Annotated in this window: 12 protein-coding genes and 2 pseudogenes; 7 read left to right on the top strand and 7 right to left on the bottom strand. The window is 65.8% G+C overall.

Annotated elements, in window-relative coordinates; all coding sequences use genetic code 11:
- Positions 1-47 precede the first annotated feature (47 nt).
- Both ASF16_RS18145 and ASF16_RS18140 read right to left on the bottom strand, forming a co-directional pair.
- Positions 48-896 (bottom strand): type IV pili methyl-accepting chemotaxis transducer N-terminal domain-containing protein, encoded by an 849-nt coding sequence (locus ASF16_RS18145; protein ID WP_082517015.1) that lies wholly within the window; start codon positions 894-896, stop codon positions 48-50.
- A 59-nt stretch (positions 897-955) separates the two neighbouring features.
- Positions 956-2,176, bottom strand: a pseudogene (locus ASF16_RS18140) (NAD(P)/FAD-dependent oxidoreductase); the annotation flags it as partial.
- Between the two features lie 342 nt (positions 2,177-2,518).
- Here ASF16_RS18140 and ASF16_RS18135 point away from each other — a divergent pair.
- Complete coding sequence (locus ASF16_RS18135) at positions 2,519-4,318, top strand: bifunctional protein-serine/threonine kinase/phosphatase (RefSeq protein WP_056170410.1); 1,800 nt, start codon at positions 2,519-2,521, stop codon at positions 4,316-4,318.
- 369 nt (positions 4,319-4,687) lie between these two features.
- Here the strand turns inward: ASF16_RS18135 and ASF16_RS18130 are convergent, their stop codons facing one another.
- Positions 4,688-5,902, bottom strand: coding sequence for a nitrate/nitrite transporter (locus ASF16_RS18130; RefSeq protein ID WP_056170407.1), 1,215 nt, complete (start codon positions 5,900-5,902; stop codon positions 4,688-4,690).
- A 509-nt stretch (positions 5,903-6,411) separates the two neighbouring features.
- On the opposite strand from ASF16_RS18130, the gene ASF16_RS18125 reads away from it, so the two are divergent.
- Entirely contained in the window at positions 6,412-8,070 is a 1,659-nt protein-coding gene (locus ASF16_RS18125; RefSeq protein WP_056170404.1) for a PAS domain-containing methyl-accepting chemotaxis protein, read from the top strand.
- A gap of 145 nt (positions 8,071-8,215) precedes the next feature.
- Here the strand turns inward: ASF16_RS18125 and ASF16_RS18120 are convergent, their stop codons facing one another.
- On the bottom strand, positions 8,216-9,241 hold the full coding sequence (locus tag ASF16_RS18120) for a LacI family DNA-binding transcriptional regulator (RefSeq protein ID WP_056170400.1): 1,026 nt from the start codon (positions 9,239-9,241) through the stop codon (positions 8,216-8,218).
- Between the two features lie 204 nt (positions 9,242-9,445).
- Here ASF16_RS18120 and ASF16_RS18115 point away from each other — a divergent pair, with 204 nt between their 5' ends.
- The 4 genes and pseudogenes from ASF16_RS18115 to ASF16_RS18100 all read left to right on the top strand — a co-directional run bounded on the left by ASF16_RS18115 (position 9,446) and on the right by ASF16_RS18100 (position 12,829).
- Complete coding sequence (locus ASF16_RS18115; RefSeq protein WP_056170771.1) at positions 9,446-9,931, top strand: gluconokinase; 486 nt, start codon at positions 9,446-9,448, stop codon at positions 9,929-9,931.
- Positions 9,928-10,455: a TRAP transporter small permease gene (locus tag ASF16_RS18110; protein ID WP_056170396.1), complete on the top strand. Its 528-nt coding sequence runs from the start codon at positions 9,928-9,930 to the stop codon at positions 10,453-10,455. The genes ASF16_RS18115 and ASF16_RS18110 overlap by 4 nt, the downstream gene beginning before the upstream one ends.
- Before the next feature lie 5 nt (positions 10,456-10,460).
- A pseudogene (locus tag ASF16_RS18105) lies at positions 10,461-11,755 on the top strand (TRAP transporter large permease).
- A gap of 54 nt (positions 11,756-11,809) precedes the next feature.
- Positions 11,810-12,829, top strand: a complete 1,020-nt coding sequence (locus ASF16_RS18100) for a TRAP transporter substrate-binding protein (protein WP_056170393.1) — start codon at positions 11,810-11,812, stop codon at positions 12,827-12,829.
- Positions 12,830-12,913: 84 nt separating this feature from the next.
- Here ASF16_RS18100 and ASF16_RS18095 read toward each other — a convergent pair whose 3' ends face one another.
- From ASF16_RS18095 to ASF16_RS26265, 3 genes are all read right to left on the bottom strand, one after another.
- Positions 12,914-13,207, bottom strand: a complete 294-nt coding sequence (locus ASF16_RS18095; RefSeq protein WP_056170390.1) for a hypothetical protein — start codon at positions 13,205-13,207, stop codon at positions 12,914-12,916.
- Between the two features lie 81 nt (positions 13,208-13,288).
- Positions 13,289-13,576: a hypothetical protein gene (locus ASF16_RS18090; RefSeq protein ID WP_056170388.1), complete on the bottom strand. Its 288-nt coding sequence runs from the start codon at positions 13,574-13,576 to the stop codon at positions 13,289-13,291.
- A 30-nt stretch (positions 13,577-13,606) separates the two neighbouring features.
- Entirely contained in the window at positions 13,607-14,101 is a 495-nt protein-coding gene (locus ASF16_RS26265) for a hypothetical protein (RefSeq protein WP_156372124.1), read from the bottom strand.
- Between ASF16_RS26265 and ASF16_RS18085 the strand changes: the two genes are divergently transcribed.
- Positions 14,100-14,537 (top strand): CBS domain-containing protein, encoded by a 438-nt coding sequence (locus tag ASF16_RS18085; protein ID WP_056170385.1) that lies wholly within the window; start codon positions 14,100-14,102, stop codon positions 14,535-14,537. The genes ASF16_RS26265 and ASF16_RS18085 overlap by 2 nt on opposite strands.
- Positions 14,538-14,695: the final 158 nt, after the last annotated feature.

Here is a 14,695-nt window from a genome sequence, read left to right as displayed (position 1 = left end):
CGTGGTCTTGTGGTGATGGTGTGGGGCGGTGGGCGATGGCGGCCCTGTCAGTTGGCCAGGGCCGCATAGAGGCCCGTCACCTTGTCCATGCTGGACAGCAGGTTCTCGCTGGCGACGAACACATCGGACACCAGCCTCGCCGTGTTGCCCGTGGCATTGCCGGCCTGCATGCGCTGCAGGGCCGCGTCGAAGAACACCCATTGCCCGTCGGCCAGCTGCAGCTCCTGTCGGATGCGGTCATTGGCCTCGGGTGCCTTGCGTAGTACCTCGTTGGCCGCCACGAACTCGGTGCGCGCCTTGGCGATTTCGGACGCAGCCGCTGCAGCGTCCACTGGCAGCAGCGCCGCCAGGTAGAACTTGGCCATGCGCTGGCTCAGCATGCGCTGGCGCCCCGCCACGTTGACCAGGTGGCCCACAGGTTTGCCCGAAGCGGCCTCGTACTGCACGGTGCCCAGATGGGCCAGGGCCAGCACCTTGGCGTCGGCCTGCAGCATGGCGGCGGCGCCGGCCAGTGCGGGCGTGCCGGCCATCAGCGTGGCCTTGTGGGCGGCCCAGGCGGTGTCGAGCTGGCCGTAGGTCTCGCGGATCACCGGGGTGGGCGCGTAGGACTTGAGTTCGGCCAGCTGGCGCTCGAACAGCGCCACGGACTGCTCCAGCACCTGGCGTGCGGCGTTCTCCTGCACCTTGTGCGCCAGGGCCAGCCAGGCCTTGCCCATGCGCTGGCTGAGCATGCGCTGGCGGCCGGCCTTGTTGATGGCGTCGTTGAGGTTGGCGACCTGTGCGTGTGCTGGCCCCGGCACCCAGGCCAGGGCGCAGGCCACGGCACCGGCGCCTGCGGTGGTCAGCAGGGTTCTGCGGTGCAGGGCGGCGGACAGGCGGGCGGCGGCAGTCTTCATCGTGGTGGCCTTGGGGTAGCGTTGCGCAAGTGGGTTGTGGATGGAGGCGGTCAGTCCGCGCTCGACGGGCCGAACATCAGCTGGTCGCGGATCTCTTCGACCGCGCGGCCCTCGCGCAGCAGCTCGAAGTACCAGCTGCCGTCCACCGTGTCGCCGTACAGGCAGGCGCCCACCAGTTTGTTGTCCTTAATGACGAGCTTCTTGTACATGCCGGTCATGGGGTCGCTCATCACGATCTCTTCGGTGTGTTCGTCACCCTGGAAGTCGCCCGCCGAAAACAGGTCGATGCCCGTGACCTTGAGCTTGGTGGACGTCTGCGAGCCCTGGTAGCGGTCGATGCCCATCTCTGCCAGGTGGTTGGCCAGCACCTTGCCCTGCTCGAACAGCGGGGCCACCAGGCCGTACGCGACGCCGCGGTGCGCGGCGCATTCGCCCACGGCGTAGATGCGGGCGTCGGTGATGGTCTGCAGGGTGTCGCTGACCACGATGCCGCGGTTCACGTGCAGGCGCATTTTTTCGGCCAGCGCGGTGTTGGGGCGCACGCCCACGGTCATCACCACGAGGTCGGCGGGCACCGTGCGGCCGTCCTTGAACTTCACGGCCGTGACGCGGCCGTCGGCGCCGCCCACCAGCTCTTGCGTCTGGGCGTTGAGGAGGAAATTCATGCCGCGCTCCTGCAGCGTCTGCTGCAGCATGCGGCCGGCCACGTCGTCGAGCTGGCGTTCCATGAGCGTGTTGCCCACGTGCACCACGCTCACCGTCATGCCGCGCTTCATGAGGCCGTTAGCGGCCTCCAGGCCCAGCAGGCCGCCGCCGATGACCACGGCGTGCTGGTAGGTGGCGGCAGCGTCGATCATGGCCTGCGTGTCGGCAATGTCGCGGTAGGCGAGCACACCGGCCAGGTCCTTGCCGGGCACGGGCAGGATGAAGGGGTTGGAGCCGGTGGCGAGGATCAGCCGGTCGTACTCGGCCGTGACCAGATCGCCCGCGCTGTTGCTGGCGCTGACCACGCGGCGCACGCGGTCCACCTCGTTCACCGTGAAGCCGGTGTGCAGCGCGATGTGGTGATCGGTGTACCAGGCCCAATCGTTCAGGATGATCTCGTCGAGGGTCTGCTCGCCCGCCAGCACGGGCGACAGCATGATGCGGTTGTAGTTGGGGTGGGGCTCGGCGCCGAAGACCGTGATGTCGTACAGGTCGGGGGCAATCTTGAGCAGCTCTTCGAGGGTGCGTACGCCGGCCATGCCGTTGCCTACCATCACCAGTTTGAGCTTTTTCATTCATGACTCCTTCTGCGCCACTGCGGGGCCAGTGCGAAAAACAAAAAAGGCGTCCCTCACGATGCTGCCTCGATCCATCTCGAAACGGCATGTGGGGACGCCTTTGTCCGGGCAGCTCTTCCGTGCGCCATTGCAAGGGGGAGCCGCGAGACCCCGAAGGGTCGTTGGTGGTGTAAAGCAATGCCTGTGCCAGTCGCTGCGCACTGATGTGGGGCGGCACACGGCGGAACGGCTGGGTGGTGGTGCGCATCGGCCCCAGGGCTGCGCAGGCGCTGGGTGCGGGCGCCCTGGCCTGGCGCGGCATGCACCACCTTGGGCATGAAACCTGCATGGAGCTGGTGCATGAGTTTTGAACTGGACTTTGGCTACACCTCCGAGGCAGGGCGCAAGCCGCTGAACGAGGACTTTGCCGCGCTGGTGGCCGGGCAGGGACGCGACCGCGAGCGGGGTGCCATTGCTGCCATTGCCGATGGTGTGAGCACCGGCGGCAATGGCCGCGAGGCCGCGCAGACCACCGTGAACACGCTGGTGAACGACTACTTCGCCACGCCCGACACCTGGGACACCACCGTGGCGCTGGACCGCATCTTGAGTGCGCACAACGGCTGGCTGGCGTCCATGAACCGGCGCCGCCAGCCCGCGGTGGGGCTGACCACGCTCACGGCCCTGGTGCTGCGGGGGCAGTCGTACACGCTGGCCCATGTGGGCGACACGCGCGCCTACCTGCTGCGTGGTGGCCGCCTGCAGTTGCTGACCACCGACCACGTGATGGCGCAGCGCGACTTCGCGCACCAGATCACCCGTGCCATGGGGCTGGATGACCACGTGGTGGTCGACTACAGCCAGGGCGAGCTGCACAGCGGCGACCTGTTTGTGCTGCTGTCCGACGGCGTGCATGGCAGCGTGCCCGAGCGCGAGCTGCGCCACCTGCTGCGCGAGGGAGGCACAGCGCAGGCCTTGAGCGATGCGCTGACCGAAGCCGCACTGCGCCGCGGCAGCAACGACAACGTGACCGCGCTGGTGGTGCGCGTGCAGGGCGTGCAGGAGGCCACGCTGCAGGACGAGTCCCGCCGCGCCCAGGACCTGCCCGTGCTGCCGCTGCTCAAGGTGGGCGACCAGGTCGACGGCCTCACGGTGACAGCGTTGGTGGCCGACAGCGGCATCCACCGTATCTACCAGGTCCGCGATGCCGGGCGCGAGGGCGCCACGCAGCGGCTGTACGCCCTCAAGACCCTGCTGCCGTCGCGCGCCCATGACGCCGAAGAACGCGCTACGCTGGCCCACGAAGCCTGGGTGGCGCGGCGCATGCAGTCCGGCCAGGCGGCCACGCATCTGGCGCGGCTGAACGACTGGCCGCCCCACGACGCCGCCACCGCTGCCAGTGCCATCGCGGACGAGGCCGCGCCCCCCGGCGCCAGCGCCTTCTACCTGCTGTACGACTGGCATGCAGGCGCCACTCTGGGCCAGCGCCTGCGCCGCCGCGAGCACCTGAGCGTGGCCCAGGCCCTGGCGGTCACCGTGCAGGCCGCGCGGGTGCTGGGCTGGCTGCACCGCCAGGGCGTGGTGCACCGGGACATCAAGCCCGACAACCTGCACCTGGGCGACGACGGCGTGCTGCGCGTGCTGGACCTGGGCGTGGCCCTGTCCGGACGCGAACCCGCCGCCACGCGCCGCCTGCACGCAGGCACGCCCACCTACATGAACCCCGAGCAGTGGCCGGGCTACGAGCGCAGCGCGGACACAGAGGGGCAACTGCCCGATGCCGGCAGCGACCTGTTCGCCCTGGGGGTGACGCTGTACCAGCTGCTCAGCCAGGGCCGCCTGCCGTATGGCGACGTCGTGCCGTACCAGCTGGGTCGCTACCACCGCGATCCGGTGGCCCCCAGCCGCCACCACCCGGGTGTGCCGATCTGGCTCGATCACATTGCCTTGAAGGCAGTGGCGCGCCAGCGTGCGCAGCGGTTCGAGACGGCAGAAGAAATGCTGCTGGCGCTGGAGCGTGGTGCGTCACGTCCGTTGGGCTCTACCGGTCCCCAGCCTTTGATGCAGCGCGACGCCATGGCGCTGTGGAAGATCGCGCTGGTCGTGAGTGTGTTGGTGAATGTGCTGCTGGTGTATTGGCTGGTGTTCTTGCCGAGGTAGGGCGGGGATGGTTCTGCTATCAAAAAAGTAGCTGGTAGCGCTTGTCCAGAAAGCGTTAGGGGCATTTTTAGTTTGAAGTGCAGCGCTTTGCTGCGCCTTGAGCCGCCCCAGCGCTTAACCACCTGGCGCGGCGGTGCCTTGACTCCCTCTCCCCTTGCGGGAGAGGGCGGGGGGAGAGGGGGGTGCTACTACGGGGCGCACTGCCTGTTCTGCCCTCTCTCCCCAACCCTCTCCCGCGAGGGGAGAGGGGGTTTTCAGGGCGCTGCATGAAGCGTGCGGACGCGGAGGGTTGGGGCCCCTCAAACCTTTGTATGAACGCCCTTTTACCGAAAGGTCGGCAAGCGTTGCGCGCTTACGTGCTCACGCACGTCATGCGCTGCGCGCCCGCCCACCCTTCTCCGCCCACGTCCGTGTCCAGCGCTGCTGCATCACCCGCAGCAGCACCAGCATGGCCAGCGCGCACACCGCGATCCCCACGAAGCCCCACAGGTACGTGCCCGTGTACTGGCGCGAGATACCCATCCCGTTGGGGATCAGCCCGCCGCCCAGTGCGCCGATCTCGCCGATCATTGATCCCGCCACCGCCGTGGTCAGCGGCCAGCGCAGGGGCACCAGTTGGAACAGTGCGCCGTTGCCTGCGCCCAGGGCTGCAAAGCACAGCAGGAACAGCAGCATGGTGACGGGCAGCGAGTTTTCCGCCAGGCCACACAGCACCATGCTCACGGCGGTGATGGCCAGCACGCCGGTCAGTGTGTTGACGCCGCCCCAGTGGTCCGACAGCCAGCCGCCGAAGATGCGCAGGGCCGCGCCCAGAAAGGCCGCCATCATCGTCAACTGCCCCGCCTGCACTTTGCTCACGGCGAACTGGTCGCTGAAGTAGCTGGGCAAAAACGTGGTCAGGCCGATAAAGCCGCCAAAGGTCACCGCGTAGATCAGACTGAACGCCCAGCCGTCCTTCTCGAACAAACAGGCGATGTGGTCGCGAAAGCTCGAATGCGCTGCCAGGTCAGGCGGCTCCTTGGCGTAGATGGCCATCACCAGCGCGGGCACGGCCACGCTCACCGCAGCAAAGCCATACACGGCCTGCCAGCCAAACTTTTGCGCCAGTGCGGGTGCGAGCAGGGCTGCCACCGCCGTGCCCACATTGCCCGCGCCCACGATGCCCATGGCCAGGCCCTTGTAGCGCGGCGGAAACGAGCCCGAGCCCAGCGACAGCGCCACGCCGAAGCTCGCACCCGCCACGCCCAGCAGCACGCCCATGGCCAGCAGGTCGTTGTAGGTGTGCACGAACAAGAAGCCATAGCCCATGGCGAAGAAGATGCCCGCCATCTCGACCAGCGTGGCGTTCTTGCGCCCGATGTACTGCGCGAGGATGCCCAGCGGAAAGCGCATCAGCGCACCCGCAAAGATGGGGATCGACAGCATCATGCCCATCTGCGTGGGCGTGAGGTTGAAGGTCTCGCGGATGAAGGGCGCCATCGCGCCGTTGATCACCCAGATGGCGCACGAGAAGCCGAAGTAGAGAAACGACGACCACAGCGTGGGTGCGTGGCCGGATTTGAGGAACTCTCGGAATTGAAGCATGGCTGTCGTGTGCGAAGAGCGAGAAGGCTGCGATGGCGGGGGTTCCATCTGCAACCGGGCCAGAAAAACAAAAAAGGCGCCTGCACGGACCACGCAGGCTGCTGTGTGCAGCCTGTACGCATTCCATGAAGACGCCGACGTCCTGTTCGCCCAATCCGCCATTGAACCGGGCTGACATGCAGCCAGCTTTGGCTGCAGCCTCAACGAAGCAATGGCTATGCCAGCTGCTGGTGCTGCGCTTATTCAAGCTCTTTCAGGTCGTGCCGCTTGATATGTATGAATTCTTTGCTATCTATTTTGATGTCACGCCCCTGCAGATCTCTGCAATGGTGCGCTGCAACGTGGTGGCCGGGCCTGCAGTTGGTGCGTTGCACCAGGATGGTGATTTTTTGCACCCAGCACATTTAATAGTTTCAAAAAACCTGTTTCGCGTCTTAGCATGTGCCTGGCTTTCAGAACGGCCGCGTTCTCCCAATGGGGTGCGAGGCATCTCCACGAAAGGGTTTTCCATGCGCGTCAATCTCCCGGTCAGCACGCAAGAATATGCCTTCCCCAAGGGTGAGACCCTGGTCTCGACCACCGACCTCAAGGGCCGCATCCTCTACTGCAACCCGATGTTCATCGAGGTCAGCGGGTACGAAAAGGAAGAGCTTCTGGGCCAGCCCCACAACATGATCCGGCACCCGGACATGCCCGAGGAGGCCTTCCGCGACATGTGGGAGACCATTGCCAGCGGGGCGCCCTGGTCGGCTGTGGTCAAGAACCGCCGCAAGGACGGCTCCTTCTACTGGGTGATGGCCAACGTCACACCGCTGATGCAGGGCGACCAGCCCACCGGCTACATGTCGGTGCGCACCGAGGCCACGCGCGAGCAGATCAACGCGTCCGACCAGCTGTACCGACAGATGCAGGCTGAAAAACAGGCGGGCGCGCAGGTGCACGTGCTGCGCGCCGGCCAGGTGGTGAAGAACACCTCCTGGGGGCGGCTGGCCAACGCGGTGCGCCTGGGGCCCATGGGCAAGATGATGCTGTGCACCTTGCTGCTGGTGATCGCATCTTTTGGCGCCGCCTGGCTGGGCGGGCACCAGATGACGGTTGCATCCACCGTGGCATGGGTGGCGGTGGCGCTGCTGGCGTTGGGCGTGGCGTCGTACCTGCACAAGGCAACGGTCGCGCCACTGGCGCAGATGCTGCGCTGGGCCAACCGCATGGCCGCCGGCGACCTCACGCAAAAGATCACCGCGTCGCGCAGCGACACCGTGGGCGACCTGCAAAAAGCGCTGGCGCAGCTCAACGTGAACCTGCTGTCCATCGTGCGCGACGCGCGCCAGGAAAGCGAGCACATGCAGGTCTCTACCCGCGAGATCGCCCAGGGCAACCAGGACCTGTCGTCGCGCACCGAGGCCCAGGCCAGCAACCTGCAGCAGACCGCCGCATCCATGGAGGAGATCACCGGCACCGTCAAGCAGACGGCCGAGTCCGCGCGACAGGCCACCGTGCTGGCCACTCAGGCCACCCAGGTGGCCGAGCGCAGCAGCGAGGCGGTGGATGGCGTGGCCAGCACCATGAAGCAGATCCAGGCCGCGTCCGGCCGCATCAGCGAGATCACGCAGCTCATCGACTCCATCGCGTTCCAGACCAACATCCTCGCGCTCAACGCTGCGGTCGAGGCTGCGCGCGCGGGCGAGCAGGGCCGGGGCTTTGCGGTGGTGGCGTCGGAAGTGCGCAGCCTGTCGCACCGCACGCAGTCGGCCGCCAAGGAGATCCGCCAGCTCATCGACGACTCGGCCCACAAGGTGAGCGAAGGACACGAAAAGACCGACGCCGCCCAGAAGACCATGACCGAATCCCTCGAGCTGGTGCGCCGCGTGAACACGCTGATCGGCGAGATCCACAGCGCCTCCAACGAGCAGCTCAGCGGCATCTCGCAGGTCAACTCGGCCGTGGCGCAACTGGACACCATCACGCAGCAGAACGCCGCGCTGGTGGAGGAAAACGCCGCCTCGGCCATGCAGCTCAACGGCCAGGCGCAGACCATGACCGAGACGGTGCAGGTATTCCGCATCGACGCGTCGGCGCCAAACCAGGCGCGGGATGCGGTGGCACTGCGCAAGGAGATGAAGGGCAAGACCGAGTCGTCTTCGAGCCGCGAGCTGGCAGCGGTGTAAGGCCCCAAGCTCGCCGGCACAGCCTGCCCCCAGGCTGCAGCGCGTTCGCAATGGGCGCTGCCACGACCAGCAATGCCCGGAATGCGGCTGCGCGTGCCACCGGTAGCCTCCCCCGGAGGACGCCGCGAAGCGGCCGTGCCTGGGGCTACGTGCTCCCGCGCACCGTCAGCTCGAAGCCCAGGTCCACCGAGTTCTGATCCGGCAATTCGCCCCGCATCAGCGCCAGCAGCATCTGCGCACTGGCCTCGCCAATCGCCGAACGCGGTGTGCGCACGGTGGTCAGCGGCGGCAGCATCTGGTCGCTGCCCGCCAGGTCGTTGAACCCTGCAATCGCAACCTGCGCCGGTACGGACAGCCCCAGCCGGTGCGCCGCCAGCACGCCGCCTTGCGCCAGATCGTCGTTGCAGAAGAACACGGCATCCACGCCGGGGCGGGTGCGCAGCACTTCTTCCAGCAGCTCGGCGCCCAGTCGGATGGAGGACGGCTGGGCGCTGAGCAGCTCCAGCCGCGGGTCGTAGAGGCCCGCCTCGCGCAGGCAGCGGCGGTAGCCTTCGGCGCGCTGTAGGGTGCGCGGGTCCAGCTGCGCCGCGACAAACGCGATGTGCTTGCGGCCCTGCGCGAGCAAATGGGCCGTCATGGCATGGCCTGCGTCCTGCTGCGAAAAGCCCACGCAGTACACGCCGGGCGCGGACGTCATCTCCATCAGGTGCACGCAGGGCACGCCGCTGGCGACAATCATCTGGCGCGATGCCTCGGTGCGGTCAAAGCCCGTCACCAGCAGGCCCGCCGGGCGGTGGGCCAGGTAGGTGCGCAGCAGTTGCTCTTCTTCCTGCGGGTCGTAGTGCGTGACGCCGATCAGCGCCTGGTACCCGTGCGGGAACAGCGTGCGGTGCACGGCGTCCAGCACATCGACGAACAGTGCGTTGGACAGCAGCGGCACCAGCACCGGCACCTGCACGCTGCGTTGCGACGCGAGGGCGCGGGCCGCGGGGTCGGGCACATAGCCCAATTGCTGCGCGGCATCCTTCACACGCTGCACCAACTCCTGGGCCACACCCCGCTCGCCGCGCAGTGCGCGGGACGCGGTGATGGGGCTCACCCCGGCAGTTTTGGCCACGTCGCTGAGCGTGGTGCGGCCGCTGGAGCGGCGGCGGGACTCTGGTTTGTTCAAAGGGTTAACCCGGATTGGTGTGGGCTGTGATCTGGTTAGGATAGCGCTGTCCATTGGCTTGAACAAGGCGAATGCCTGATTTTTACCCGAAGAGGCTGAAATTTCCTCTGTATTTTGAGCATCCCGCAAGGATGCTTTTTCAAAATTTCGTTGGATAGCGCTACCAATATGAATTTTGTACCGTCATCGGTGTTTCTGGTGGTCATGGGCGTGGCAGGTTGCGGCAAGTCCAGCCTGGGCTCCGCCCTGGCCCAGGCCGAGCGCCTGCCCCTGATCGAAGGGGACGACCACCACAGCCCCACCAGCCGAGAAAAGATGCGCCAGGGCATCGCGCTGACCGACGCCGACCGCGAGGGCTGGCTCGCCACGCTGGGCCGGCTGCTGCAGGCGCACCCGCAGGGCGTGGTGCTGACCTGCTCGGCGCTCAAGAAGGCGTACCGCGACCGCCTGCGCGCTGCGTGCCCCGGCCTGCGCTTCGTGTTTCTGGAGATTGACCGTGTCAGCGCCGGCCAGCGTGTGGCGGCGCGGGCGGGTACGCACTTCTTTTCGACCGCACTGGTGGACAGCCAGTTCGCCACGCTCGAGTCGCCTGTGGGCGAGCCCGGGGTGTTGCGGCTCGATGCCACGGTGGACTTGGCAACCCTTCAACAACAGGCGTCAGCCTGGATTGCAGCCACGGAGGCAGCATGAGCAACACATCGGCCCCACCCGATTCCCCCACACCCCGGCCGACCGGGCGCTTGACGCGCACCGCCGAGGCCCTGATGGCCGCCTGCCTGGGCGTGATGGCTGTGGCCGTCTTCGTCAACGTGGTACTGCGCTACGGATTTGGCAGCGGCGTGGTGGCCAGCGAAGAGCTGTCGCGCCTGCTGTTCGTCTGGATGGTGTTCATCGGCGCGGCAGCCGCCTACCCGGCGGGTGAGCACATGGCCTTTACCACGCTGGCGGGCCTGCTGGCGCGCCGCCCTGCCGCTTTCGCCGTACTGACTGCGGTGATCCGCCTGCTGGTGATCGCGGCCTGCGCAATGCTTGCATGGGGCGCCTGGCAGCAGGTGGTGGTGGGTGCGGACAGCCATTCTGTGGTGCTCGGGTATTCGTCGGCCCTGCTACCGCTGCCGGCCTTTTTGTGTGCGGTGGCCATTGGCGTCATGGCGCTGGTCGAACTGATTCAACGCAAGCCGCTGGACCTCGGTCACGGCGCCGAGCTGGAGTGATGGCCATGGGTGCAGAAGCGCAAGCTTTCATCGTTTTTTCTGTCGGCATGCTGGCCTTGATGGCCACCGGCATGAACATGGGCCTCGCCCTGGTGCTCACCGGGGCCGGCATGGCCTGGGTGCTGGATTTCTGGGATACGCAGCTGTTGGCCCAGAACCTGGTGGCCGGGGTCGACAGCTTTCCGCTGCTGGCGGTGCCATTCTTCATTCTTGCGGGCGAGTTGATGAACTCGGGCGGCATCAGCCGCCGCATCATCGACATGGCGCAGGCCTGGGTGGGGCATATCCGCGGCGGCCTGGGCTACGTGGCTATCGGCGCGGCGGTGCTGCTTTCGGCCATGTCGGGCTCGGCCCTGGCTGATGCGGCGGCCATGTCCGCCATCCTGCTGCCCATGATGCGCAAGAACGGCTACCCGGTGGATTCATCGGCGGGCTTGATCGCCGCGGGCAGCGTGATCGGCCCCATCATCCCGCCGTCCATGGCCTTCGTGATCTACGGCGTGACCACCAACACGTCCATCTCGGCACTGTTCGTCTCGGGCGTGGTGCCCGGGCTGATCATGGGCGCGGGCCTGATCGTGGCGTGGCGCTGGGTGCTGCGCGGCATGGTGCTGCCGGCCGGCCCCGCGCCGCTGCCGATGCGCGAGCGCTGGCGCTCCACCGGCAAGGCCTTCTGGGCGCTGCTCATGCCGGTGATCATCATCGGCGGCATGAAGTCGGGCATCTTCACGCCCACCGAGGCGGCGGTGGTGGCTGCGTTCTACGCGCTGAGGTGGCGCTCTTCGTGCACCGCGAGATTCGCGTGCCTGAGATCTATGGCGTGCTGGTGCGCGCCGCCAAGACTACGGCCATCGTGATGTTCCTGTGCGCTGGCGCCCAGGTGGCCAGCTACATGATCACCCTGGCCGACCTGCCCAGCGTGCTGACCGGCTGGCTCGGGCCGCTGGTCGAGAACCCTCGCCTGTTGATGACGGTGATGATGATCGTGCTGGTGCTCATCGGCACGGCGCTCGACCTCACGCCCACCATCCTGATCTTCGCGCCCGTGATGCTGCCCATCGCCGTCAAGGCGGGGATCGATCCGGTTTACTTCGGCCTGATGTTCGTGCTCAACGGCTCCATCGGCTTGGTCACGCCGCCGGTGGGCACCGTGCTGAACGTGGTGGCGGGCGTGGGGCGCATCTCCATGCCCACCGTGATCCGCGGCGTGAACCCGTTCCTCTTGACCTATGTGCTGATCATGGCGCTGCTGGTGGTGTTCCCGCAGATCGTGACCGCACCTGTGCACTGGATGAGGTAACGCCTCGCACTGATTTTTTCCGTGTATTTCTTTCGTTCGCCAATGGAGACAACCATGAAGACTTTCCGCCGTACCCTGCTGGCCGCCCTGTCGGTGGCCGCCTTTGCCGCCTCGTTCCAGGCTGCAGCCCAGGACTTCAAGCCGCGCATCATCCGCTTTGGCTATGGCCTCAACGAAGTGTCCAACCAGGGCCGCGCCACCAAGCTGTTTGCGCAAGAGGTCGAGAAGGCCTCGGGCGGCAAGATGAAGGTGCGCGCCATCGGCGCCGCGGCGCTGGGTTCGGACCTGCAAATGCAGCAGGCCCTCATCGGCGGCGCGCAGGAGATGATGGTCGGCTCCACCGCCACGCTGGTGGGCATCACCAAGGAAATGGCGATCTGGGACACGCCCTTCCTGTTCAACAACGCCAAGGAAGCCGACGTGGTGCTGGACGGCCCCGTGGGCCAGAAGGTGATGGACAAGCTGCAGGAAAAGGGCCTCGTGGGCCTGGTGTACTGGGAGAACGGTTTTCGCAACCTGACCAACAGCAAGCGCCCCGTCACCAAGCTCGAGGACATGAACGGCATCAAGCTGCGCGTGATGCAGAACAACGTCTTCCTCGACAGCTTCAAGACCCTCGGCGCCAACGCCGTGCCGCTGCCGTTCTCTGAGCTGTTCTCGGCGCTGGAGACGAACACCGTCGACGGCCAGGAGAACCCCTACAACACCATCCTGTCGAGCAAGTTCTACGAGGTGCAGAAGTACCTCACGGTGACCAACCACGTCTACAGCCCCTGGATCGTGCTGGTCAGCAAGAAGTACTGGGACGGCCTTTCGAAGGCCGAGCAGAAGGTGCTGCTCGATGCCGCCAAGAAGAGCCGCGACTTCGAGCGCCAGGACACGCGGGATGAGGCCAACAAGGCACTGGCCGATTTGAAGGGCAAAGGCATGCAGGTCAACGAACTGTCATCCGCCGAAGCCAGCCGCATGCGCGAGAAACTGGGCGCCGTGAATGCCAGCATCGCGACCAATGTGGGTGAAGACCTGTGGAAGGAAGTACAGGGCGCGGTGGCTGCGGCGCGCGGCGGGAAGTAAGCCAGGCTTCAGACCAAAGAAAAGGCCGAGGCCCCTGGGGGCCTCGGCCTTTTTTGCATTGCAGCCAGAGCTGCAGTCTGCGGATTACAGCGAACCGATTTCGCCCGACGAGATGCGGCCGGTGCGCAGGGCTTCTGCTGCCTGGGCCTGCACGGCAGCGCGGTCGGCCGTGGAAGTAAAGGACAGGACGCGCGAGCCGGAAGGAATGGTGCTGCTGGTGGCGGCAACGGTCGAGGCTTCGACCATGACTTCGGCACGGGTGCGGTTGGTGTCGTACTTGGCGGCGAATTGCGAAGCGTCGGCTTCGTCAGCGTGGGCGCCGAAGGCAGCGAAAGCGGACACAGCGGCGATGGAGAGGAAGCGTGCGGTCTTGTTCATGATGGAACTCCAGGGTAATTTTTAGAAATCAGGTTGTTTACTTGTCAGCGAGAGGCAGGCGTTGAATCCGTGGGATTCAGATCAGCCTTGCTCACCCGAAGGAATCTGGCCAGTGCGCACGGCGTCAGCAGCCTGGGCACGCACGGCAGCGCGGTCGGCCGTGGACTTGTAGGTCACCACGCGGGAGCCTGCGGGCTCGATGCTGCGGGTCTGAGCAACGCTCGAAGCTTCTGCAGCCACTTCAGCGCGGGTGCGGTTGGTGTCGAACTTGGTGGCGAATTGCGAAGCGTCGGCTTCGTCGGCTTGTGCACCGAAGGAAGCGAAAGCGGCAACTGCGGCAATGGAGAGGAAGCGTGCGGTGTTGTTCATGATGAAAGTCCTTGAAGTTAAAAAAGCGTCTCAAAAAAACCGGTAACCAGTGCAGGAACGAAAGGTGTCCATCGCCAGATCCCGGGTTCGGTGAGTCGCCTTGCGGGTTCGGCTCATCGATGGGTTGAACTGTACGCCGGGGCTGTTCAGAGAAAAACTAGCTGGTCGCAAACTGACTGTTCCAGTATTGGAAACAATCGATGAAGCGTTCAGTTGCCGGATGCAGCGCGTGTCTTGCGACGACGACAACGACAACGGGAGCTTCGTGCCACCAGGCGTTGAACCCAAGAGAAGTGCGTTGAACATGGGCTCTATCGTGCCCATGACTGCGCGCTGCGTCGTCTCGTCGCGGTTTCGGTTCTTTTCAGTTTGTTTCGCTGCGGGCCGAATGCAACAGGCACGAAACAACTGATGCGGCGGATCGCCGACAAAGCACCGCAAATCGGGCTTGCGCGGGTTGCGCTGGCGGGGCTTATGGGCTGAAATCTCTTTGCACCTGTTCCAGGTTTCAGAGGGAGGTTCCATGACCATCGTCTCCAAGATTCTCGAGGCCAAGCCTGACGCCACCGTTCACACCATCCGGCCCACCGATTCGGTGCTGGCGGCCTTGCAGCTCATGGCTGACAAAGGCATCGGTGCGCTGGTGGTCACCGAGGGCGATGCCATTGTGGGCATCTTCACCGAGCGTGACTATGCGCGAAAGATTGCGCTGCTGGGCCGCACTTCTGCCGCCACCATTGCGCGGGATGTGATGACATCGGCCGTTCGATTTGTGCGGCCCGACCAGACCAGCGAGCAGTGCATGCAGATGATGAGCACCGGCCGTCTGCGACATCTGCCCGTGGTGGACAACGGCAAGCTGGTCGGCATGATTTCCATCGGCGATCTGGTCAAGGACATCATCTCCGAACAGAAATTTATCATCGAGCAGCTGGAGCAGTACATCAGCGGCAGTCATTGACTACTGCCCGCTGAGGCGCTGCGCGCCTTCGCCCTGGAAGGGCACGCCGCCCCTGCGGCGGGGCGGCCCTTGCACCGTGGCACTGGCTTGGGCCGCGCGCGTTCAACCTGCGGTGCGTATCAGGGCCGAATGAAAAAGGCGCTGACCGGAACCGGCCA

The organism is Acidovorax sp. Leaf78 (assembly GCF_001422735.1).
Classification (GTDB): domain Bacteria; phylum Pseudomonadota; class Gammaproteobacteria; order Burkholderiales; family Burkholderiaceae_C; genus Acidovorax.
This window is presented reverse-complemented; position numbering and strand designations above follow the sequence as displayed.

Coding starts and splice junctions, on each gene's coding strand:
- ASF16_RS26265 (WP_156372124.1), bottom strand. CDS start 14,101: ATGGAACCTCCCTCTGAAACCTGGAACAGGTGCAAAGAGATTTCAGCC.
- ASF16_RS18085 (WP_056170385.1), top strand. CDS start 14,100: ATGACCATCGTCTCCAAGATTCTCGAGGCCAAGCCTGACGCCACCGTT.
- ASF16_RS18145 (WP_082517015.1), bottom strand. CDS start 896: ATGAAGACTGCCGCCGCCCGCCTGTCCGCCGCCCTGCACCGCAGAACC.
- ASF16_RS18125 (WP_056170404.1), top strand. CDS start 6,412: ATGCGCGTCAATCTCCCGGTCAGCACGCAAGAATATGCCTTCCCCAAG.
- ASF16_RS18100 (WP_056170393.1), top strand. CDS start 11,810: ATGAAGACTTTCCGCCGTACCCTGCTGGCCGCCCTGTCGGTGGCCGCC.
- ASF16_RS18095 (WP_056170390.1), bottom strand. CDS start 13,207: ATGAACAAGACCGCACGCTTCCTCTCCATCGCCGCTGTGTCCGCTTTC.
- ASF16_RS18110 (WP_056170396.1), top strand. CDS start 9,928: ATGAGCAACACATCGGCCCCACCCGATTCCCCCACACCCCGGCCGACC.
- ASF16_RS18130 (WP_056170407.1), bottom strand. CDS start 5,902: ATGCTTCAATTCCGAGAGTTCCTCAAATCCGGCCACGCACCCACGCTG.
- ASF16_RS18090 (WP_056170388.1), bottom strand. CDS start 13,576: ATGAACAACACCGCACGCTTCCTCTCCATTGCCGCAGTTGCCGCTTTC.
- ASF16_RS18115 (WP_056170771.1), top strand. CDS start 9,446: ATGGGCGTGGCAGGTTGCGGCAAGTCCAGCCTGGGCTCCGCCCTGGCC.
- ASF16_RS18135 (WP_056170410.1), top strand. CDS start 2,519: ATGAGTTTTGAACTGGACTTTGGCTACACCTCCGAGGCAGGGCGCAAG.